Raw genomic sequence first — 23,731 nt, 5'->3', positions numbered from 1 at the left:
GCAGTTAAATTTTTAAGTCCCTTGCGTTACCAGATAAATACATGCTGAAATAACCTGGCTGATTCCACAGCCGATGCCTGTATTTAAAGATTACGAAACAATGAAACTAAAAACCTAACAACGGTTAAATTCCTATTATGCTTTTGAAATTAACGGACGATCCTATCTGGCAAAAAAATCGTTCAGTAAACTATCTAATTCTTCAACTTTTTCAGCTACCGCAGTATCTTGATCCTGCACCTTATTCTCTACCCTTAATACAGCCGTTGCATAATGCAATACAGCCATAGATAGTAAATCCTGTTTATCTCTGACCGCATAATTTTCCTGATAGTCCTTTATACGTTCATTGATAATTTTGGCTGCCCGCCTTACAATTTCCTCCTCTTCCATATTCACCTTTAAAGGGTAAATGCGGTCAGAGATAGTTATTTTTATCGAGATTTCTCCCATTTCTTAGCTTTGTTTCAATTTCGTGTAATCCTTATTTCTTAAGCAACACTACACATTTATCGATTTCACGCACAAAATCGTTAATTTTTTGCTTTATATCAAGTGTCTTCTCGCTTGTTCCTTCAATACTTTTAGCCAATTTAAGCACCCTCATCTTTTCATCCATGTCCGAGTTCTTAATTTTAGCGGCATTCAAGGCTAACTTAACAGATGAATTTTCCTGCTTTAACAACTCGTTTTCCTCTTGTAATGCATTACAAAGCTCGATAAGCCGAGCCGCTTTATGTAATACCGAATCTAATTGTTCTGCAACCGAAGACATCTTTTATTTAAAAATTGATAATATTTATATTTTTCCTAAAAGTAATAAATAAAATTACTTTCTTATCTCTGCTTTCGCACTTTGGGCTAAGTTAGCTATAATCTTTTGCATAACGGCATCAATCTGTTTGTCGGTCAGCGTCTGCTCTTCATCCTGTAAAGTAAAGCTTAAAGCATAAGACTTCTTGTTTTCCGGTAATTTATCTCCAACATACACATCAAATACCTGTACATCTTTAAGCAGCTTCTTCTCGGTTTTAAAAGCAATAGTTTTTAACGATTCAAAAGTCACTTCGGTATCTACCAGCATAGAAAGATCTCTTCTCACTGCCGGATACTTAGGGATTTCTTTACTTATAATTTTGTTCTTTCTAACGATATCCAGTAATAAAGCCCAGTCAAAATCGGCATAGTACACATCTTTGTCTACATCAGTCTGTTTTTTATCTGCTGCCGTCACTGCACCGAAAGTAACAATTGTCTGAGGCCCCCTGAAGTATTTCAAACCATAAGCATAATTTTCATCGCTGATTTCTTCGGTCTGGTAATTGGTAATCCCCAATCTGCCGATCACCGCGTCAACCGCTGCTTTCATACTATAGAAACTCACTGGTGAAGGTTTTTGGTTCCATTGCTCGGCCGAATCAGCCCCGGAAAGTACAAGCATTAATCTTGGACGTTCTACATATTTCTCATTTATCAAATGATAAGTTTTACCAAATTCATAAAACTTAACATCACCGCTTTTTCTATTTTGATTATAAGCTACACTTTCCAGTGCCGGCATCAGTAAACTCTGACGCATTACATTCAGATCTGAACTTAAAGGATTCAGGATCTGTACAGCTTCTGCCGGGTTTTTAGAATAAATACCCTTGGTCAGTGAATTACACCAGATCTCCAGGTATCCGTTAGCTGTCAGCAGATCAGCAATTACATGCTGCGTCTGCTCTTTATCCGGCTTGGCCGTAAATGCCAGTGAAGCATTGATCTTTGTCGGGATCGCAATATTGTTATATCCGTAAATCCTTAATACTTCTTCTGTAACGTCGCATTCGCGGGTAACGTCTACCTTGAAACTAGGTACCTGAAGTGATAAACCTTCGGCTGTTTCGGCAACCACAGTAATCCCAAGTGAAGTGATAATGTCTTTAATCTCCTGGTTAGGAATAGAAGCACCGATTAAACCGTTGATGTTATTATAATTGACTTCAACAGCAAACGGAGCTACTGGTACAGGATACAAATCGGAAACCGCAGAAGAGATTTCACCTCCCGCCAGCTCCTGAATTAACAGTGCTGCACGTTTTAAAGCGAACAGGGTCATTTCAGGATCTGTACCACGCTCATAACGGAAAGAAGCATCTGTTTTCAAGGCATGTCTCTTCGCTGTTTTACGGATAGACACTGCATTAAAATAGGCACTTTCCAAAAACACATTTTTAGTCTCTGCACTTACTCCCGAGTTCTGACCTCCGTAGACACCAGCGATGGTCAGTGGTTTTACCGCATCACAGATCATCAGATCTTCGGCAGAAAGCTTACGCTCTACGCCATCTAATGTTACAAATGGTGTTCCTTCAGCACATTTTTTGACTATTACTGTTTTGCCTTCAATCTGATCTGCATCAAAAGCATGAAGTGGCTGGCCCAGACCATGCAGGACATAATTGGTGACATCAACTATATTGTTAATCGGACGGATACCGATTACTTTTAATATATCCTGCAACCAGTCGGGAGAAGCTTTTACAGTTACCCCACTGATTGATACACTGGTATAACGCGGACAGGCGAAAGTATCTTCTACTGTTACCGCTATCGGTAAATCTTCGTTAGCTATCCGAAAAGAACTTAAGTCCGGCATCTTCAGTTCAATACGCAGATAAGCAGCTAAATCTCTTGCTACACCAAGATGTGAAGCTGCATCGGCTCTGTTTGGTGTCAATCCTATCTCATAAAGATAATCGTCTTCCATTTTGAAATAGTCTTTGGCCAGCTGTCCAACAACAGTATCTTCAGGTAATACCATGATACCTGCATGTGAACCACCTAAACCAATTTCATCCTCTGCACAGATCATTCCTTCAGAAACTTCGCCCCTGATCTTTGATTTATTGATTTTGAATGGTTCGCCTTCGTTCGGATATACTGTAGTACCTACGGTAGCTACCACGACTTTCTGTCCCTCAGCCACATTTGGCGCACCACATACAACCTGTATAGCCTCTTCACCTCCAACATTTACTGTAGTTACCCTCAGCCTGTCAGCATTGGGATGTTGAACGCATGTCAGCACATGGCCAATTACCAATCCTTCCAGACCACCTGCCACAGGCTGTACTTTTTCAAGACTTTCTACCTCCAGACCAATATTGGTCAGTATCAGTGAAAGCTCCTGTGGGTTAAGGTCAGTTTGTATGAATTGTTTAAGCCGGTTGTATGATATCTTCATGTTATATTTTCTTCTAAAATGCAAAGGTATTAAATAATTCCCTCATCTACCAGACTGCAAAACGCTGTGTTTGTAATAATGAGATGATCCAGTACGTTAAGATCGAGTAACATTCCTGCCTGAACCAGTTTTTGGGTGACTATAATATCTTCTTTGCTTGGCTGGCAATTACCCGAAGGATGGTTATGGGCAAGAATAATATAAGCCGCTTTCATTTCCATTGCCTTTCCAAAGATGATTTTGGGATCAACGACAGTACTGGCCTGCCCGCCCTTGCTGATCATATATTTGCAGATCAGGAGATTGGCCCTATTTAAAATCAGCATCCAGAATTCTTCATGATCCAGATCTGATAAAATGGGATGTAATAAGTCAAAGACGTCTCTTGATGAAGTAATCCGGGGCAATACTTCATGTGGACGGTCTTTTCTCCGCCGGCCAAGCTCAAGTGCAGCTACAATAGACAATGCCTTAGCTATTCCTATTCCTTTAAATGAAGTCAGATCGCTGACGGAAACTCTGCCAACCTTGTCCAGATCATGGTTATAGCTGGCCAGAATCCGCTGCCCCAGCACTACGGATGTTTCATTTTTACTGCCGGAACCAATCAGGATAGCAATGAGTTCTGCATCAGACAGATCTCTTCTGCCATTGAGTAATAGTTTTTCACGGGGACGGTCGAATGGGGAAAGGGATTTAATCCCTGGTTTTTGTTCATTTTTTAGCATAAACAAAAAAACGGGATAAGCCAAAGCCTATCCCGTTTACAATATTGTAAAGCTATATCTATTTTAAGCCATTAACAAATTTAGTCAGTTTTGACTTGTTGTTTGCAGCTTTGTTTTTGTGAATAACATTCTTTTTAGCCAAACGATCTAACATAGAAATTACTTTCGGCAATAACTCCTGACCTGATTTTTTATCTACAGAAGCACGTAATCTTTTAACAAAAGTACGAGTAGTTTTTGCCTGGTACCTGTTACGTAAACGTTTAGTTGCGTTTGCTCTTATTCTTTTTAAAGATGATTTATGATTTGCCATTTTCTAGTATAATAATATTTTTATATGTAAAGGTCTGGTGATATCACTCAAACCCTGTTTATCCTTTTTTTCGGACTGCAAATATAGAACTTATGTTTTTAATATGCAAAACGATATCATAAATATTTTAAATAATCTCGAATATATTCTAAATAATTTTAAGATTCTTAAATATTGATTCCCACCATTTTAGCCCGGAGATGCAATTATATGCAAAATGAACCGCTTCAGACGCATTTATGGTTTATTCTTTTTAGCCAGACTATTAATCCACTCCCTGATCAGTTTAACCCCTTCTTTATGGATAACTGTACGCGCAAGCTCGGGCATAGCTGTTCCCGGCTCGGCACTATTCATCCTGTAAAGCAGAATAGAATGCCCTGCATCTCCGGGAATAACATCATAATCCAGCCCCCCTGCCCCACCTCCGGCAGAAACAGGAGCTTTCGCCATACCCAGATGATCCGGATTAGTTTGTTCGTACTCCAGGAAAAGCCCTGTATTATAAGCATCCCCTCCCTTGGTATGGCAATGTGCACAATTCACATCCAGATAAGCTCTTGCCCTTTGGGTCAGACTATAATGTCTGGCATCTGTCCAGTCAGGAAGCCGTTCAACGGCACCAATAGCCGGCAGTCCTGTCAACACTCCTTTTTTAGCCCATAACACCAGCTGATTTTCTTTTTGCCCGGCGACAGTCAGGTTCAGGTTCCTTGCTTTAGGGCCGATAGGAATCAGGACATCATTTTTAATATGACATCTTTTACAGTCATTTGTATTGGGTACCTGATAATTGGTAAATACCTTCTGATTATCATTATCGAGTAGGGTAACCGGAATTTTAGCACCGGTTATATGCCTGACAGCATCTGTCTGCTCCTTATTCCACAGATAGTTCATCACTTTCCAGCTTTTCGTTACAGGGTCTCTGACCAGCAGCCTGGTTTCTATCAGCACATTTTCATGTGTAGTATTGACATAAGCAAAGTTCTTAATCAGAATAGTAGAATCCGGAAACCCCAGCGCCCCCTCAGTAGTATAGCTGATCTTAGCGCCTTTGGGCAATACAATAAACCGCTTCTTCACGGCATAATCAGTAAATAGTGGTGTATTCAATTCATAGCTCAAAACACCATCGCGAGGCTGAAGCTGACGAAGCGGACCTTTAAAGAAACCGTATCCGGATAACTTTTCTTTAAATTGAAACCCTTCCCCGCCGGATTTCTGTACTGCTTTACGCTGGCATCCCTGTTCACCTGCCAGAACCAGTAAGATTACAAAAAACAATAAACTACTGAAAATATAAGATTTACGCATTTGATAATATCTGATTAGATTTCTTTCTCAAACTATTTAACTGAAGATTTACAGTTATAAGCTCCGCCATTGGTATCAGGCTTCCAGTTGGCCGGGCTACTGATATGCAGAAAATCAGCATTCACAAACACATTATCACCATTCTGCCTGATACAGATAGAATCAGGATTTATGCCTGTGCCCTTTGTCAATATATTACTGGAAATCCCGTCATACATAATAAATGGTATCCTTTTATTTTTTCTGGTGGGCTCTAATTTGTTTAATTGCTGTTCAACTGCCACCAGTATCTTTCCGATCCGGTGGGCATAAGCCGGTTCAGGAAATGAAGGCCCCATTTTGATCGTATTATCATGGATACTGATGTTTTTAGAGATAGGGAAATAATTTGCGTTTATTTTCTCTCCGGCTTTAGCGTCCACAGCAAAACCGGAGGCAATAGTAATTGCTGAAGTATTATTATTGAGGATACGGTTATTATTAATTTCAATATCAGAAGCTGCCAGTATGATAATTCCTGAACCAGGGGAAGCATTTCCTACTCCCCAGGTAGTTCCAAAACTTCCCGATTTTGCGAAATTCCTGAAATTATTATCATGGATATAATTATTATAGGCTTTTACATGCCCACCTCTCTTGGACAGGTCTGGTAAATCAAAGACGAGGAACCCCGCTGTATTGTTATAAAATTCATTATCATAAACCTGTGCATGTGACGTGTTTTCAATTTCACAACCGGCCACATTTTTCGCGGCTTTACACATCCTTACGATAGCACTGTCGGTCTGACCAACATAAATCCCTGCATCGGATGAACCTTCTGTATAACAATTTTCGATTAATACATTTTTACACATAACCGGGTAAATTGCATAGCCCCCGCTTGTAGAGTCTGCTTTACTCCATACCGCATGAAGATTAGTAATTTTCACGTCCCGGCTTTTATTAATTTTAAGCAGGTCTCCTTTTGAATCCCGGATAGTCATCGCGTCAATCTTAAAATCTCTGACATCAGTTACTCTTATGCCCTCCCCCCCCTGGCTCTGTTGTGTAAAATCAAGTATAGTCCGGTCATGTCCTTCACCCTGTATCAAAATATGACTAACCTGGGCAATACTTAAATTATCAAATTTATAAAGCCCTTGTTTTAACAGAATACGTGTGCTATCCTTAATAGATAAAAAGGCCTCCACGATCTTAGCTTCTTCGCCCGGCTTAAAACTAAGGGTAACTTTGTATGGCTGTTCCGTATCAGATTTACTGGTACAGGAAAACTGCCAGATGGTGACCAGCAGCAAAAGGGATAATACTATCGGAAATAAAGGTTTCATATCAGCGGATTTTAATTGTATTTAATTATAAGACGTTATAGGCATAAGTGATGTAATACACTCCTCCGATATCCGGATTTGCAATTCCGGTAGAGTAGTACTTGTTGGTAATGTTTGTCGCACCCAGTTTGATGGAAGAATGAACCTTGACAAGTTTATAGCTTACCTGGGCATCAATCACCGCCGAGGATGGTACCTGTCCCTGGGCCAGTCCGCCGGTCACAACATAGAAGTACCCCGGTTTATAACGCAGTGTAGTCCCAAATGACCATAACTGTTTTTTACCGAAACCCGTGTTACCAAACTCCATATTTACATGATAGTGCGGAGTATTGAAATTGTTTACCTGACTATCATTTCTGTTTTTGAGAAAATCGGAGAAGTAATTGATCTTGGCCAGATAATTATGGGATAAATCAAAACTCACACTTGCTGCATAACCATAAGTATTTACAGTCTGACCTCCGTTAAAGGCAATATTGTACTGAACATAAGTGCTGTGATCCTTGAAAGCACTTACATCGTTGGTCCCTGGTGTATTAGCCACATTTGCATAACCGATGAAGTTCTTCCAGGTTGAGAAATAACCTAATACATCGAACAAAATCCTTTTTCCTATTAAAGCTGCATACCCCAGCTCAAAGGCATTGACAGACTGAGGTTTGATATCACTGTATTCAAATTTCTTCAATACCGATGCATCACCTGACTGCTGATAAGCAGTTACGCTTTCGAGTGTGTAAGGTGGATTTTTATCAAAATGATAAGTATCATTTAATAAAAAAGAAGACCCCCCTGAAGCATAGCTGTTGTACCCGTTCAGTGTATTCTGCAAAGCCTGGATATTGGAAGGAAAACTGTAAGCATTCTGATAAGAGAAACGGATAAAATTCTCTTTTGCCACCTCATAAACCACAGATGCCCTGGAAGTTACTTTAGGAGAAGAAAACAGGGTGTTTTTATCGTATCTGAAAGAAGTACTCAGGCTCAGCTTATCATCATCGAGCTTTTTAGCCAGCTGTACATAGGCACTGTACTCTTTCACGTTAATAGGTTTATCTTTATCCGGGAAGAGCGTGTTTTTACTATTTAAACTGTAGAGCCTCCAGTTGACCCCGGCAATCACACTCATAAATTTAACCAGGTCAGAAAAATTATATTGTCCTTCTGCATTGTATAATTTACTTCTGTCCAGAAACAGGGTGCCTCCTTCAGAAATCGGAGTATTGGTAATCTTGTCTTTCAAAGCATTAAACTGAGGGCTGCCCGGCAATACGCGCCCCTGATCAGCAAATGTCCTTGCAGCCAGGTTCGCATCATTCAGACTGGCCCCACCCGCAAGGGCAGTAACCAGCGCTGAAGTGTATTCAGGATACCAGCCGCCTGTTGCACCGTCATAACTTGTCTTCCATGCTTCATTGATGTACTGGGCAGTCGGTCCGGCTATAATTGTATGTCCTGAATTCTCCTGGGTAGTATACCCACGGACAAACCATCTGTTACTCTTCAGTTCGAGCCGGTATTGCCCAACTTTAAAATCTTTGAGTTGATATCGCGTATCATTTGTATAAACGACATTACCAGTGCCATAGGTACCAGAGGCAATTGCTTCCAGTTGCGGGTTGATCTTATACCTGATTTCGGCATTGAACTTAAACATCCTGGCTTTATTATCGAGATAGCCATATTCAGGATAACCTGTCCTTGCCACATAATTAGGTTTACCGAGCAACGGCTGTATAATCGGGGCCAATGCCGGGTTCGCCGCCAGTGCCCCCTGCAAAAATGGATTGATATCTGTAGACGTTGCACCACCATAATAATTCACCCCGTTATAATTGGGGTCTGTCAACCTTGTTCCCGGCCCATTTTTATTGGTAGAATCGGTCGCTACCCAGTCTTTAGCCTGAGTATACTGGGTATTGATTTTGAAAGCCAGCTTTTCATTTATCTTTTTCGCGTAACGGATAGTCCAGTCATAATAAGGTGATGGTCCTACCGGATCATTGCTCTGGCTATTTTTTATATGGTTAACCCCCTGGGTAACCAGAACACTCAATCCCTGATATTTAAATGGGTTTTTCCCGGACATAACCATTGTCCCGTTCAACCCTCTGGATCCATATAATGCTGAAGAAGCACCGGAGAGAATTTCAATATTATCTACATCCAGCTGTGTTAAGCTGATTGCCGAACCTAATGGAAAATTGAGGCCCGGGGCCTGGTTATCCATTCCATCTACAATCTGGGTGAAATTTGTATTCCCGCTGGTATTAAATCCTCTGGTCGAGATACTCGTAAAACCGATACCGGATACAGTCACATCCACTCCTTTCAGTCCCTGTATCATATCCATATAGTTGAGCTGGGGAGAACCAGTAATCTCTTTACTGTTAATCTGCTCGATCGTTACCGGGGATGACAATTTCTTTTGTACTACCCGGCTGGCCGACACGACAACTTCCTGTCCTAATATAGAAGCAGGATTGAGCAACAGCTCTACGGGAACCGCAAAACTTTCAACCACCACTTCTTTTGTCTCAAAACCGACGGAAGAGATAATCAGCGTAAGGGGAAGTTTCTTTTTGGTACTCAACTGGAACCTTCCGCGGTCATCAGAATAAGTCCCTTCTGTCGAATTCTTCACGTGGACAGAAACTGCATAAGCAGGCTCTTTGGTAACCTCATTTTTAAGCGTCCCTTTAATGACCTGCGCTTTTAAATTACTGGCAATAAATAGGGAGAACAGCAGAAAACATAGTAAGTTTTTTTTCATGCCCGGTTAGTTTAGGATTAGATTTGGTTCGGTGCAATATAGATTACAGCACCTCCAATATCCTAGCCTAAAGACTGTTTTGGGACGAAAGACCGCTATAATGGGGTGAATGGAAAAGCTGAAATCTGTTTTTGATAAGAAGCTGATACCGGGATTTGTAAATCCGGTAAAAGATCGAATTGCAACAGGTACCCTTTAGGCGTTTTCCTGGAGGAAGAAACATGTTTAACATTAATCGCATAGGAACGGTGAACTCTGACCAGCCCCGGATAGGTGCACTTTTCTTCAATTTTCTTGAGTGTAGTCCGGATCAGTTCTTTTCTGACTTCTCCACCCAGTAAATAATATACATCTACATAATTATCTTCTGATTTCAAAAACAGCAGATGATCAGGGTGCAAAATGAGAATCACTTTTCCTTTTTCATCTTCAATAGGAAAATTAGCCGTAACCAGCCTGGTATCTTTCATACGGGAAAGCAGCCGGGCAAGCTGATGTTTTTGCAGGGCAAACAAAATGAGTAAAGAAATAACATAGGGAATGATTGCAATCAGCAGGGTATATTTAAAGGTAAGCAGGTAATAATCTATCGTTAATGCCGGATGTTTATTTAATACCCAGTCAATCGCAAGCATTACCGCAGACAAAAGTATAATCTCACCGATCACCCATATCAGATACTGGATACAGCTGAGAGCCTCCAGGTGCAGCCATTTTCGTAAGCCAAATTGGGTAAACACCAGGGTTAAAGCACCAAAGAAAGAAAATACACTGATAATCTGCAGTAACGACAAATCAGTTAAATCATACCATTTATTGATGTTAAAAGGAATAAAAACATCCATAAAAAGCAAACTAAAAACCAGCGTAACCAGAATAAAGATACATTTATCACGAACAGTATTCAATAAGGTAAAATGGCTTTCCAGTACCGTTTTAAAGACAGAATTAGCAGTAAATGTCGTAATTACGGGCATGAGAATATTTGAAATTTGGCTATTCAATCTACTCATTTTTTAATGAATTTACAACCCCTCCTCTGAACTTATCACTCTTTTCGTATCTTGTATATCGCCTGCAATAATTATTTGATAAATAACACCTGATAAACAACGCCTCCGGACAATGACACAGACCATCAACACTGTTTTTGAAGCTCAGCAAAAAAACAAATACCTCCTCAGAATGAGCACGGCCACTGAACGTATCGATAAACTTCATTTATTGAAATCTACAATTGAAGAACACGAAGAGGAAATCTACGCTGCTTTACATCATGATCTGAGAAAAAGCAAATTTGAATCAGCGGTAACAGAACTGATCTTTACTTATAGCGAAATAGACTTTGCTATCAAAAATCTCAGAAGCTGGATGAAGCCCGGGTATGCAGGCAAAAGTATAGCCAGCCTAATGGCCAGAAACAGGATTCTCTATGAACCAAAAGGTGTCTGCCTGATTATCTCCCCCTGGAATTATCCGTTTCAGCTTCTGATGAGCCCCTTGGCTTCTGCGATTGCAGCTGGCAATTGTGTGATGGTAAAACCTTCAGAATTCAGCACTGCAACCAGCGTTGTGATCACCAAAATCATTGGTCAGGCCTTTAAAAAGAATGAGGTTGCCTGTTTTGAAGGGGATCAATCTGTTTCAGCTGCTCTCCTGGAACTTCCTTTTGATCATATTTTTTTCACGGGTAGTACTGCAGTAGGAAAAATAGTTATGGAAGCTGCCTCAAGGCACCTGACCTCGGTCACTCTTGAACTGGGTGGAAAATCTCCTGTATTGATTGAGGAATCTGCTGATCTGAAAAATGCGGCAACCAAGGTTGCCTGGGGCAAATTGGTTAACGCAGGGCAAACCTGCATTGCTCCGGATTATGTATTAATCCATCAGGACAAACTGGAAGAATTTATCAGGCACTATCAAGCTGCAGCACAACGGATGTTTATGACCGGGCAGGGAACAGCAGATTTATCTTCTTATGCCAAAATCATCAACCGGAAACATTATGACAGATTAAATAATTTAGTCGAAGATGCGGTAGCTCAGGGGGCCATCATCACCTGGGGTGAAAAGCCTGTTCCTGAAGAACAGACTATTTATCCGACTATACTCACCAATGTATCTTTTGATAGTAGAATAATGAAGGAAGAGATCTTCGGCCCTGTTCTGCCCATAATTCCTTATACAGATATCGAATCAGCTATTGGAATCATTAACGCCAAAAGCAAACCGCTGGCGCTGTATATTTTCAGCGGTAATCAGCAGCGTATCAAACATATCTTAAAAAGCACAAGTTCGGGAGGGGTTTGCATTAATGATGTGCTGATCCATATCTCTAATTCAAATCTGCCGTTCGGCGGCGTAAATGAAAGTGGCATAGGGAGTTGCCATGGGCTGTTTGGTTTCAAGACTTTCTCCCATGAAAGAGCTGTTGTCTTTCAGTCTTCTATGAATATGTCAGGAATAATCTATCCGCCTTATGACAAAAAAGGATGGGTTTTAAAAATGTTGGAGAAATTAATGTAAAAATTATCCTTTTAGGTTTAAAATGCTATTTTTGGCAAGCCTCATTTTATTGAGAACCGGCAAAGCCAGCTGAAATTTCAATGAAGAGCGATACACAAAATGAAAAAACGTATAGCAATTTTCGCCTCCGGTTCGGGTTCTAATGCCCAGAAAATAATGGAATTGTTCAAACACAGTTCTGAAGTAGAAATCGCACTGGTACTGACTAATAATCCCGATGCATACGTTTTACAACGGGCGGATAATTTCGAAATCCCTTCTCATATCTTTGACAGAAAAGAATTTTACCACACCAGCTCTATCATTGACCTGCTGAAAAATCTGGATATTGATCTGATTGTCCTTGCAGGTTTCTTATGGCTGATCCCTAAAAATCTGATTGCGGAATATCCAGGTCGTATAATCAATATACATCCGGCAATACTTCCTAAATTTGGCGGGAAGGGCATGTATGGCGATCACGTACATCAGGCAGTCCTGGCGGCAGGGGAAACAGAAGGTGGTATCACAATTCATTATGTAAATGAAAATTATGATGAAGGTGAATATATCTACCAGGCGAAATATAAAATTGATAAAGGTGACAATTTGGAAATGGTAAAATTCAAAGGACAACAGCTTGAACACCAGCACTATCCAAGGATTGTAGAAAGCATTTTGAAAAAGATAAAAAAATAAGATGTTTTTTATCTTTATACGCTAAAATTTATCAGTGAAAAATCATAATTTTGCGGCTCAAAAATCACACCCAATGAGTCAACAAATAAAGATCAAAAACGCTTTAATCTCAGTATATTACAAAGACGGTCTGGAACCTCTTGTCCGCTTGCTTTCACAGCAAGGTGTTCAGTTGTTTTCTACAGGTGGAACAGAACAGTTCATTAAAGACCTGAATTTACCTGTTACAGCTGTTGAAGATCTTACTGGTTATCCCTCAATTTTAGGTGGAAGGGTTAAAACTCTTCATCCGAAAGTTTTCGGTGGTATTTTAAACCGCAGAAACCTGAAGGAAGACAAAGCACAGATTGAAGAATATGAAATCCCTGAAATAGACCTGGTTATCGTTGATCTTTATCCATTTGAAGAGACGCTGAAAGCTGGTGGTTCTGAAGAGGAAATCATTGAAAAAATTGACATCGGCGGAATCTCCCTGATCAGGGCAGCAGCAAAAAACTTTAACGATGTGGTTATCCTTGCTTCAAAAGATGACTATGCCACTCTACAGCAACAACTGGAAGAACAAAACGGAGAAACTTCTCTGGCACAACGTAAAGCTTATGCTAAAAAAGCATTCCATACTTCTTCTCATTACGATACAGCAATTTTCAATTACTTCAATACAGAAGAACCACTTACTTTATTTAAACAAAGTATCAATTCTTCAAAAACTCTCCGTTACGGAGAAAATCCTCATCAGCAAGGTGTTTTTTATGGGGACCTGGACGAAATGTTCACCAAATTAAACGGGAAAGAACTTTCTTATAACAATCTTGTAGATGTTGATGCGGCGGTAAGCCTGATCGACGAATTTATTGAACCTACATTTGCGATTCTGAAACACACCAATGCCTGCGGTATTGCTTCGAGAGAAACGATTGCCCAGGCATGGGACGATGCACTGGCCTGTGATCCGGTTTCTGCCTTTGGTGGTGTACTGATTGCAAACCGTGAAATTGACCTGGCTACAGCTACTGAAATCAATAAGTTATTCTTTGAAGTGCTGATTGCCCCTTCTTATCATCCGGAGGCAATTGAATTGTTCAAAACAAAGAAAAACAGAGTAATCCTGCAGCGTAATCACCTTGAATTAAGTCCTAAACAATTCAAAACTTTATTAAACGGAGTTATTGAACAGGATAAAGATTTAATTATTGAAGGAACTGATCAGATGGTTACTGTAACTGAAAAATCTCCTTCAGCTGCCGAGCTAAAAGATCTTTTCTTTGCAAATAAAATTGTGAAACATACTAAATCGAACACAATTGTGTTTGTTAAGGACAACACTTTGCTGGCAAGCGGTGTCGGACAGACTTCAAGAGTGGATGCATTGAAGCAGGCTATTGTAAAAGCTGCTGCCTTTAATTTCAGTTTAATCGGATCGGTAATGGCATCGGATGCTTTCTTCCCTTTCCCTGACTGCGTCGAAATTGCTGCTGAAGCTGGTATTACAGCAGTACTTCAGCCAGGAGGTTCAATTAAAGATGCTGATTCCATTAACATGGCGAACGAAAAAGGTATCGCTATGGTAACCACTGGTATCAGACATTTTAAGCACTAATTTTTTAGCTGCGAATACAATAAAAAGACGTAGTTTTACATTTACTAGTATACAGAATTTTTAATACTTAACTTATCACCTATAAATGGGTTTATTTAACTGGTTCACACAAGAGGTTGCCATCGATTTAGGCACCGCCAACACCCTGATAATACACAATGATAAAGTGGTTGTTGATGAGCCTTCAATAGTTGCTTTTGACAGACAAACAAATAAAATTATCGCAATAGGCCGTCAGGCAATGCAGATGGAGGGTAAAACCCATGATAACATCCGTACAGTCAGACCGTTGAAAGATGGTGTAATAGCTGATTTCAATGCTGCTGAAGCTATGATTAAAGGGATGATCCGGATGCTGAACGGCGGAAAAGGATGGATGTTTCCTTCTTTAAGAATGGTTATCTGTATTCCTTCAGGAATTACTGAGGTGGAAAAACGTGCGGTAAGAGACTCGGCAGAAATTGCTGGGGCGAAAGAGGTTTACCTGATCCATGAGCCAATGGCAGCTGCCGTAGGTATCGGTATCGACGTAGAAGAACCGATGGGAAACATGATCATCGATATCGGTGGTGGTACAACTGAAATTGCTGTAATTGCACTTTCTGGTATAGTATGCGACCAGTCTATCCGTGTTGCGGGAGATAACTTTGATTCGGATATCGTAAATTATATCCGTCGTCAGCACAATATTATGATTGGTGACCGTACTGCGGAGAAAATCAAAATTGAAGTTGGCGCTGCTTTACCTGAATTAACAGATCCTCCTGCTGATTTTGCAGTACAGGGAAGAGACCTGATGACAGGTGTACCTAAGCAGATTACAGTTTCTTACACTGAAATTGCACACTGCCTGGATAAGTCTATTTCTAAAATTGAAGAGGCGATCCTGAAAGCTCTGGAGATTACACCACCAGAACTTTCTGCTGATATTTACCAGACTGGTATTTATCTTACAGGTGGCGGGGCTTTATTACGCGGACTGGATAAACGTGTAGCGGCTAAAACGAAACTTCCTGTACACGTTGCGGAAGATCCTTTACGTGCAGTTGTCCGTGGAACGGGGATTGCACTGAAGAATATCGGTGGCTATAAGTTTTTAATGCAATAAATTAATCATTACATACAGCATCATAAAATGTGAGCAAACCCAAATTGCTCACATTTTATCATTAAAAATGAGTTTGCTGTATCTCAATACAGAATGAAGAAATATGCGTAACCTTTGGATTTTCATTAACAGATACAACGCATTTTTCCTGTTTGTCATTTTTTTTACCATTGGCATCGTACTCACGGTTAAAAACAATGCTTATCAAAGGAGTGTGACTTTTAACTCTACCAATGAGGTTGTAGGCCATGCCTACGAAAAACTGAATGTATTTAAAAGATACATGAACCTCGGTTCGGTCAATGACAGTCTTGCACTGGAAAATGCTAAACTAAATACCGCCCTTTTAGCCATCAAAGGGATCGACAGTGCTAAAAAAACACTGATCAAAGACACGACTAACCACGTTCAGTATACTTATCTGGCTGCCCGGGTAATCAAAAACTCTATCACTTTAAGAAATAACATCATCACCATTAATAAGGGTGCTCTGGATGGTATACAAAGCGGAATGGCTGTAATTTCTGCCGGTAAAGGTGTCGTTGGCATTATCCGCGATGTATCTCCTCATCTGGCTACCATAGAATCTCTACTGAATAAGGATGCTAAAATCAGTGTAAGTATCAGTTCGACAAAAGCACTGGGTTCACTGGTTTGGGGAGACCGGAATTCGGACTATAGAAAAGCGTATATCAAGGATATACCCAATCATTTCAAAGTCAAACTGAAAGATACAGTAATTACCTCAGGTTTTGGCTCATTTCCTCCTGGAATCCCGGTAGGAAGGATCAGCAACAGAGGAATATCTACAGGGGATAATTTCCTGACTATCCAGATCGATCTTTTTAATGATTTCAGCACGTTACAATACGTATATGTGATCCAGGACAAACTTTCAGATGAACAAAAAGCACTAGAATCAAAATTGCCGAATGAACAGTAAAATCATATTAATCAATATCCTCAGGTGGTTCATTCTACTTTCTATACAGGTTCTCTTGTTAAGGAATCTGGCTTTTTATGATCTGGCTACTCCATTCACTTATATTTTATTTTTACTACTGCTTCCCTTCGGCACCCCTAACCTGATCTTATATCTAATCGCCTTTGGCACGGGTTTAACGCTGGATGCTTTCTATGATACATTGGGTGTACATACAGCAGCTTGTGTAATGCTGGTTTTTGTAAGAATCTTATTTATCTCAGTTACAGTAAGCCGCGATAATTTTGATGAACCTGAGCCTACATTGGGGAATATGGGTTTTAAATGGTTTGCTTTATATGCCTTGCTATGTACCTTTTCGCACCATCTCGTACTTTTCTTATTAGAAGCATTTAAATTAACAGAGCTGTCCTACACTTTGTTAAGATGCTTGCTTAGCGGTATCTTTACGCTATTCACCGTTATATTGATAGAATTTATCTTCTATAATAGAAAAATGCGCTAATGGAGAATCTTTTCAATAGAAAATATATTATACAGGGCTTGTTTATAGTCGTATCGCTGATCCTGATAGGCCAGCTTTTCTATATCCAGGTGGCCAGTGACCGCTACTTTTTATCGGCCAACAGTAATGTACTGCGTAAAAAATATACATTTCCGGCGCGTGGTGTAATCATTGACAGAAACAATAAGGTACTGGTACAGAATGAACCGGTATATGACCTGATGGTCACCCCTAACCTGGTCAAACCATTTGATACACTTGCTTTATGCAAAATCATTGGTATTGATATGGCCGGTTTTCATAAACGTTTTAATAAAGCCAGAAGCCAGTCGAGATACCAGCGCTCTGTATTCGAGAAACAATTATCGGTACAGACTTATGCTGCCTTACAGGAAAGACTCTCCCGGTTTATCGGTTTTGAAACTCAGAACCGAACGGTAAGACATTATCCTGATAGTGTGGCAGGTCAGTTTTTTGGTTATGTAAAAGAGGTTTCAGACAAAGATATAGAAGAGAGTAATGGATACTACCGCCCCGGGGATTACATCGGGAAATCGGGCGTGGAACGTCAGTATAATGACGTACTGCGTGGAGAGCGTGGCGTAGAAAACACCATCTATAACGCCAGGAACGTGCCTCAGGGCAGTTATCTGAATGGAAAATTTGATACGCTGGCCACCTCAGGGGAAACACTGGTTTCTTCACTGGATATTAACATTCAGAAATTAGGAGAACAGCTGCTGAAAAATAAAGTGGGAAGTATTGTAGCTATAGAACCCAGTACGGGAGAAGTGCTTGCTTTTGTCAGCAGTCCTTCTTATGATCCTAACCTGATGGTCGGAAGACAACAGGGGAATAATTACATGGATATTTTCCGTTCTCCCAACAGACCGTTTAACGTAAGGCCACTGTCGGGATATTACTCTCCGGGATCTTCCTTCAAACCTCTGGACGATCTTATCGCTTTACAGGAAGGTGTCATCGACCCCAATACGACCTTTAATTGCCCGGGTGGATACTGGGCAGGTAATCACTTTGTAAGTTGTGAACACGTTGACGGAAATATCTCCTTACGTAAAGGACTGGCCAGATCATGTAATACCTATGCCTGTTATGTCTTTCAGAAGCTGATGACCCAGAAGAAGTTCAAGAACAAGATTGAGGCGTATGATTCGTGGGAAGCCAAAGTACGAAAATTCGGACTGGGCTCTAAACTCGATCTGGATATGCCTTTTGAGCGGAAAGGAAGATTATTTACTTCGGAGGAATACACCAAAAGATTTGGCAAAAGCTGGGGTTATACGACTATAATTTCACTGGCAATCGGTCAGGGAGAGATGAGTGCCACCCCTTTACAAATGGCTAACATCATGGCAATTATTGCCAACCGGGGATACTATATCAAACCTCACCTGATCAAAGCTATCGGCGAAAAGAAAGCTGTCAAAAAAGAATATCTGGTTAAGAACTCAGTGGATATTGACCTCAGCCATTTTGAGCCTGTCATCGACGGGATGCAGGATGCAGTGAATGCACCATATGGTACAGCAAGGGCATCTGCGATTCCCAATATCCTGCTTTGCGGAAAAACAGGAACGGTACAGAATCCCCATGGGAAAAACCACTCGGTATTTATAGGCTTTGCTCCCCGTGATAATCCTAAAATCGCAATTGCTGTAATTGTTGAAAATGCAGGTTATGGTGGTGCCTATGCTGCGCCTATAGCAAGTTACATCACTGAACAATATTTAACAGGGAAGATCTCTGGCGGACGGCTTGCCCAGGCAGAAGCTATGAAAAAGCTTGTAGTTTTACCTGATGTTCCAAAACCTAAAATAAAATGGGCACCTAAAGGCACTGACAGTACTAAAATTCCAGTGACTCTACCTGCTTCACCCGAGAATAAAATAGTAAATACTAAAACAACACCTACTCCCTTAACCCAATGAGTACGCAACAAGGCAGCCGTTTCTTCTTCAATGTAGACTGGATCACTATTTTGATCTACACTCTGTTATGTACTATTGGTTTTATAAACATCTATGCCTCATTGTATAACCCGGATACCTCCGCACTTTTTGATTTTAGCAGCAGGTACGGTAAACAAATGATTTATGTCGTAGTAGCCCTGATGATGGGGTTTTCTATTCTATTGCTTGACGCTAAATTTTTCAGCATCTTCTCCCCCATAGTTTATGGTGGTACGATGCTCCTGTTGATGGTCGTACTCGTTGTTGGTCGTAGAGTTGCGGGTAACCAGGCCTGGATTCCGCTGGGAACCTTCCGTTTACAGCCCTCAGAGCTGGCTAAATTTGGTACTGCATTATTGCTGGCCAGATATGTAGGGACTTTCAATCCCAAGTTCAGGGATATTAAATCTATTGGAATTGCGGCATTGATCGTAGGTTTTCCATTATTTCTGATCATGCTTCAACCAGATACCGGATCCGCACTGGTATATATTGCCTTTATGTTCCCCATGTACCGCGAAGGTTTATCAGGTTATTTTCTGCTCATTTTCCTGGGTATGATTGTATTATTTATCGCAGACTTTCTGGTACCTGTTTATATCCTGATTCCTATCATTGCAGCGATAGGCGGATTCTTCATCTATCATAACAGAAGAAAACAGAAAATGATGTTTTCAATGATTATGGCAACTGTTATTGCAATAGCCTATTTATTTATAGTGAAGGTCGGTTATGAGAAAGTACTGGAACCCCATCAGCGTACGCGTATCGAAATCATGCTGGGCCTGAAAACTGATCCTAAGGGAGCCGGTTATAATGTAATCCAGTCAAAAATCGCTATTGGCGCAGGGCAGTTAACCGGAAGAGGCTTCCTGCAGGGAACACAAACAAAATACGGTTATGTTCCGGAACAAAGTACAGACTTTATCTTTTCTACCATTGGCGAGGAATGGGGATTCCTGGGTTGCTCAGTGGTCATCGGTCTGTATATTTTTTTACTGCTCAGGGTCATTAACCTGGCGGAGAGACAACGATCTTCCTTTTCCAGGGTTTATGGATATTGTGTGGCCAGTATTATCTTTTTCCACGTCTTTATTAATATAGGGATGACAATAGGTATCATCCCGGTAATCGGTATCCCCTTACCCTTTATCAGCTACGGGGGCTCTTCTTTGTGGAGTTTTACGGTACTGCTGTTTATCTTCCTTAAACTGGATTCAAACAGAATGGGCTTTATTTAACACTAAAGCGCTGGTTTAATAACTCATAAAACTGATCTGCCGTGTCCTGTTTTGCGGCCCAGTTATTCTTTTGTGCATAGTTCCGCTGTAAGAATTCATCAGCACTTTTAAAATCAGGCATTTTATTAACCAGGTCAATTGCTTCTGCATATGCCAGGTTATAACCATTGAAAAGGTCTTTAATATAACGCATTTTATCGTTCAGGCTAATGGCCTGTTTTAAGTCTTTGACCTGAACTCTGCTGCTTCCGGAATTAAGTGTACTTTGAGTTCCACCGGAAAGGATTTCATTGAGGGTTTTTGGTTTTGCCGCATCAATCTCAGCAGGCACCTCATTTTCTATAGCTACTTCCTCCTGTACCACCGCTTTTACCGGCGCAAACAGTTCTTCCTGAACCACTGATTTAGTTTCAGGGATATATTCTTCAACAGGTTGAGTTTCCAGCTTAACAGGTTCTGCTGCAGGAACCGGATCAGCAACTTCATGATGTATTTCATGAACAGGCTCATCTTCCACTAAAAAAGGTTCCGGACCAATCTCATCTTCTTCAGGCAATACAATCCCCAGGCTATCCTTTTCTCTCAGTTTCTGTTTCTGTGCAATAATCAGTTCTTCTTCTTTACTCAGTGGTCTGTCAAAAATCTCATCTACCGATTTCTCTTCAAACTCAAACTTATCTGAAGCTGGCTTCTCATTTAAAATAAACTCAAAAGTAGAATGTTCCTTATCCAGCTTAAACATCTCTTCATCAAGTTTGGGTTTGGCAGGAAGTATTTCATGCACATACAAATCATCCTCTGCCAGGACAGGTACGGGTGTTTCTTCGGTATGTTCCGGCAAAATGTGCTGGGTATGACCATTGTTTAGCTTCTGAATAATGTGGACATGATCAGATAAAAAGCTGGCATTTGCCAGGAAAAGTTCGAGCTCCAGTTCGTTGAGTTCACGAGGATTCTGAGCTAAATATTGATACTGATCATTCAACTCACTGAGTATCTGTCCTATCTTTTTAAATATATCCTCCTGGTTCATCATAGTAGTATAACGTAAAAATTGGTGGTTTATGTTGATAACTAAACACTCAAAAGTACTACAAAATTTCGATATTCGCCGGGCATTACACCCCAGAATACAGCATGTTATTTAGTGAACAAAATTACAGCAGAGGAGAATACGGCAGCATTGAAGTAATTTGCGGCTCCATGTTTTCAGGCAAAACAGAAGAACTGATCAGAAGATTGAAACGCGCAGAGATTGCGAGGTTAAAAGTAGAAATTTATAAACCTGCAACAGATACCCGTTATGACGAATCAGCAGTTGTTTCCCATAACTATAATTCTATTGAGGCGACTCCTGTAACGCACTCATCTGCTATCCTTTTACTGAAAGCCGATACACAGGTAGTTGGTATTGATGAAGCTCAGTTCTTCGATGATGAATTACCCGAAGTATGTAATAAACTGGCTAATAAAGGTGTCAGGGTTATCATTGCCGGTCTGGATATGGATTTCAGCGGAAAACCATTTGGTCCTGTCCCTGCGCTGATGGCTATAGCGGAACTGGTTACTAAAGTGAATGCTGTTTGCGTAAGATGCGGAAGTCCGGCGATGTATTCTTTCAGGAGGGTATCCAGCGAAGCTAAAATCCTGCTCGGAGAGAAAGAAAGTTACGAACCCAGGTGCAGAGCCTGTTTTCACGCAAAAGATTAAGGGAGCTGCTTAGAATTAGGTTCTATAAGATAAATATCCCCATCCTTAAAACTATACTGCTTAGTGACGGCGGCGCGCTGGTGAAGGAGTGCCATACTGATCTGATCGGTGTCATTAATTTCTCTGAACCAGATCAGGTACAGGTGTTTTTCTTTAAAGAGTTTCTCAATGTCATTTGGGTCAACCCAGTGCGGCAGTGAAGTAGTATGCGTATTTCCATTAAAATAAGTTGCCTCTGCTGCATTAGAATACAGCACATAGCCAGGCTTAAAAGCACTGTTGTGTTTCCTGAGGAATTCGGCCGTCGGAGAATTGCGCCACGAATCATCCGTGTATCCGGCTATCCCATAATCTCTCGCTTCCTGGTACATCCCATATACTTTTTTGATTTGACTAAACTGAAAAATCAGGATCACAGCACTAACTGTAATCAACGCTATTCTTTTGGATGAGCCACTTAACCGTACCAGATATCCTGGAACACGATAGGTTAAAGTGACCAGCAGCGGAATAAATAAAGGAGCGATAAATCTGTTATTGATCTGTTCAAAGCGGGAAAGCGTAGAAACACCTATGATAAACACCGTATAAACAATGAAAAATGCAGCAAAATAATTTTCCGTACTCAGATAGGCCTTTACTGACCAGATATGTTTGGTAAATAGCACGCAAACAACCAGAAAAATAAATATGGAAAGACCACAGACAAACACTTTAGCGTGATCCGGAACAGACAACCACCAGCAGATAACCTTTCCGTAATAATAAATATTATCACTTAAGCCAGTCGTCCCGGCTTCGCGGGGGCCTGTCAATGAGTCTGATATGAGCGTATTGCGAACCAGGTTCATCAGTAACAATGAAATGGAACAGCTTCCAAACAGGAACAGATGAACCATTTTTTTACGCCAGAGTAACGTACGGTCAAACAACAACAACATTAACCCGGTTGCCACAAAGGTAATTCCGGCATAACGTGTTATAAAAGCTATCGCAGCAATCATTGCACATAATAATAAACTGGAAACCGAACAGAGCAGAATATACCTTCTGAAGGTCAGGACAAATAAGACTGACAACAGAATAAACAATGTTTCGGACCATAACATTGAATAAACATCGAACAATGACGGACTCAATGCGATAAAAAACAATACAATTATTTTATAGAGCCTGTTACTATCTTTAAATGACCCGATCGCACAGCCACAACAAAAAATAAGACAGGCGAAGAGCAAACCATTGATATAAGGTCCTGCAGCAACCGGATCAATCTGCGAGACAAAAGATATTACCCCTAAAAATAGCGGATAAAAAACAGGGAAATCAACGAAGGACCTCAGATTGTAATCCAGTAACGCGCCATGACTGTTCATATTCCTGGCCGCACTCACGTACATAATAGAGTCCGGGGAGATCCCAACCCCTGAGTGCCTGGTGTAAATCAGTATCAGGACGAAGCCAATTATGGAAAAAATAAGGCTATCCATATTCCTGAAGGCCAATAAACCAGTGATGGTCTTATTCATTTAGATTTAAAAATCAAAGGTAATGTAACAAATATGTAATGTAACAAATATAATGAATGAACGGCATTAAGAGGTTTGTATTACATTAAAGTTTTTTTTGTACCTTAAGACAACAATATGTGGTAACATCTGTAATCTGGAAATAGAAAAGAATAAAATAAAAAACCACTGGTACATACTAAAACTTAAGGTTTTACCGTAATTAAAAACAGATTTAATTCGCAATA

20 protein-coding genes are annotated in these 23,731 nt (G+C 40.5%); 9 read left to right on the top strand and 11 right to left on the bottom strand.

From position 1 onward, the window contains the following. Nucleotides 1-162: 162 nt before the first annotated feature. The 9 genes from HDF25_RS12965 to HDF25_RS12925 form a co-directional block, all read right to left on the bottom strand. On the bottom strand, nt 163-453 hold the full coding sequence (locus HDF25_RS12965) for a cell division protein ZapA (RefSeq protein ID WP_184625327.1): 291 nt from the start codon (nt 451-453) through the stop codon (nt 163-165). Nucleotides 454-484: 31 nt separating this feature from the next. Beyond that, on the bottom strand, nt 485-775 hold the full coding sequence (locus HDF25_RS12960) for a hypothetical protein (protein WP_184625325.1): 291 nt from the start codon (nt 773-775) through the stop codon (nt 485-487). 54 nt (nt 776-829) lie between these two features. After that, complete coding sequence (pheT, locus tag HDF25_RS12955; RefSeq protein WP_184625323.1) at nt 830-3,229, bottom strand: phenylalanine--tRNA ligase subunit beta; 2,400 nt, start codon at nt 3,227-3,229, stop codon at nt 830-832. A 29-nt stretch (nt 3,230-3,258) separates the two neighbouring features. Then, complete coding sequence (radC, locus tag HDF25_RS12950; RefSeq protein WP_184625321.1) at nt 3,259-3,957, bottom strand: RadC family protein; 699 nt, start codon at nt 3,955-3,957, stop codon at nt 3,259-3,261. A 58-nt stretch (nt 3,958-4,015) separates the two neighbouring features. After that, nucleotides 4,016-4,270 carry a 30S ribosomal protein S20 gene (gene rpsT / locus HDF25_RS12945; protein ID WP_041878275.1) on the bottom strand — a complete coding sequence of 85 codons (255 nt, stop codon included), beginning with the start codon at nt 4,268-4,270 and terminating at the stop codon, nt 4,016-4,018. Nucleotides 4,271-4,507: 237 nt separating this feature from the next. Beyond that, nucleotides 4,508-5,587: an SO2930 family diheme c-type cytochrome gene (locus tag HDF25_RS12940; RefSeq protein ID WP_184625319.1), complete on the bottom strand. Its 1,080-nt coding sequence runs from the start codon at nt 5,585-5,587 to the stop codon at nt 4,508-4,510. Nucleotides 5,588-5,619: 32 nt separating this feature from the next. Beyond that, nucleotides 5,620-6,918 (bottom strand): parallel beta-helix domain-containing protein, encoded by a 1,299-nt coding sequence (locus HDF25_RS12935; RefSeq protein WP_184625317.1) that lies wholly within the window; start codon nt 6,916-6,918, stop codon nt 5,620-5,622. Between the two features lie 25 nt (nt 6,919-6,943). Further along, nucleotides 6,944-9,694 carry a TonB-dependent receptor gene (locus tag HDF25_RS12930; protein WP_184625314.1) on the bottom strand — a complete coding sequence of 917 codons (2,751 nt, stop codon included), beginning with the start codon at nt 9,692-9,694 and terminating at the stop codon, nt 6,944-6,946. Between the two features lie 95 nt (nt 9,695-9,789). Continuing rightward, complete coding sequence (locus HDF25_RS12925; protein ID WP_184625312.1) at nt 9,790-10,671, bottom strand: LytTR family DNA-binding domain-containing protein; 882 nt, start codon at nt 10,669-10,671, stop codon at nt 9,790-9,792. 148 nt (nt 10,672-10,819) lie between these two features. Here HDF25_RS12925 and HDF25_RS12920 point away from each other — a divergent pair, with 148 nt between their 5' ends. From HDF25_RS12920 to rodA, 8 genes are all read left to right on the top strand, one after another. Then, nucleotides 10,820-12,220, top strand: coding sequence for an aldehyde dehydrogenase family protein (locus HDF25_RS12920; protein ID WP_184625310.1), 1,401 nt, complete (start codon nt 10,820-10,822; stop codon nt 12,218-12,220). A gap of 99 nt (nt 12,221-12,319) precedes the next feature. Next, the gene (purN, locus tag HDF25_RS12915; RefSeq protein WP_184625308.1) at nt 12,320-12,898 is read left to right on the top strand and encodes a phosphoribosylglycinamide formyltransferase; all 579 of its coding nucleotides are present in this window, start codon (nt 12,320-12,322) and stop codon (nt 12,896-12,898) included. 73 nt (nt 12,899-12,971) lie between these two features. Beyond that, the gene (gene purH / locus HDF25_RS12910) at nt 12,972-14,498 is read left to right on the top strand and encodes a bifunctional phosphoribosylaminoimidazolecarboxamide formyltransferase/IMP cyclohydrolase (protein WP_184625306.1); all 1,527 of its coding nucleotides are present in this window, start codon (nt 12,972-12,974) and stop codon (nt 14,496-14,498) included. An 85-nt stretch (nt 14,499-14,583) separates the two neighbouring features. Further along, on the top strand, nt 14,584-15,606 hold the full coding sequence (locus HDF25_RS12905; RefSeq protein ID WP_008246482.1) for a rod shape-determining protein: 1,023 nt from the start codon (nt 14,584-14,586) through the stop codon (nt 15,604-15,606). 103 nt (nt 15,607-15,709) lie between these two features. Continuing rightward, nucleotides 15,710-16,549: a rod shape-determining protein MreC gene (gene mreC / locus HDF25_RS12900; RefSeq protein ID WP_184625304.1), complete on the top strand. Its 840-nt coding sequence runs from the start codon at nt 15,710-15,712 to the stop codon at nt 16,547-16,549. Then, nucleotides 16,539-17,054, top strand: coding sequence for a rod shape-determining protein MreD (locus tag HDF25_RS12895; protein ID WP_184625302.1), 516 nt, complete (start codon nt 16,539-16,541; stop codon nt 17,052-17,054). The genes mreC and HDF25_RS12895 overlap by 11 nt, the downstream gene beginning before the upstream one ends. Then, entirely contained in the window at nt 17,054-19,003 is a 1,950-nt protein-coding gene (gene mrdA, locus HDF25_RS12890) for a penicillin-binding protein 2 (RefSeq protein WP_184625300.1), read from the top strand. The genes HDF25_RS12895 and mrdA overlap by 1 nt, the downstream gene beginning before the upstream one ends. Beyond that, nucleotides 19,000-20,265 carry a rod shape-determining protein RodA gene (gene rodA, locus HDF25_RS12885; protein WP_184625298.1) on the top strand — a complete coding sequence of 422 codons (1,266 nt, stop codon included), beginning with the start codon at nt 19,000-19,002 and terminating at the stop codon, nt 20,263-20,265. Before mrdA ends, rodA begins: the two co-directional genes overlap by 4 nt. Here rodA and HDF25_RS12880 read toward each other — a convergent pair. Next, nucleotides 20,258-21,301, bottom strand: a complete 1,044-nt coding sequence (locus HDF25_RS12880; RefSeq protein WP_184625296.1) for a hypothetical protein — start codon at nt 21,299-21,301, stop codon at nt 20,258-20,260. The genes rodA and HDF25_RS12880 overlap by 8 nt on opposite strands. A 101-nt stretch (nt 21,302-21,402) precedes the next feature. Here HDF25_RS12880 and HDF25_RS12875 point away from each other — a divergent pair, with 101 nt between their 5' ends. Further along, a complete protein-coding gene (locus HDF25_RS12875; RefSeq protein ID WP_184625294.1) occupies nt 21,403-21,975 on the top strand; it encodes a thymidine kinase in 573 nt (190 codons plus the stop codon). Here the strand turns inward: HDF25_RS12875 and HDF25_RS12870 are convergent. After that, a complete protein-coding gene (locus HDF25_RS12870; RefSeq protein ID WP_184625292.1) occupies nt 21,972-23,504 on the bottom strand; it encodes a hypothetical protein in 1,533 nt (510 codons plus the stop codon). The genes HDF25_RS12875 and HDF25_RS12870 overlap by 4 nt on opposite strands. Nucleotides 23,505-23,731 lie beyond the last annotated feature (227 nt).

Source organism: Pedobacter cryoconitis (genome assembly GCF_014207135.1).
Classification (GTDB): domain Bacteria; phylum Bacteroidota; class Bacteroidia; order Sphingobacteriales; family Sphingobacteriaceae; genus Pedobacter; species Pedobacter cryoconitis_D.
This window is presented reverse-complemented; position numbering and strand designations above follow the sequence as displayed.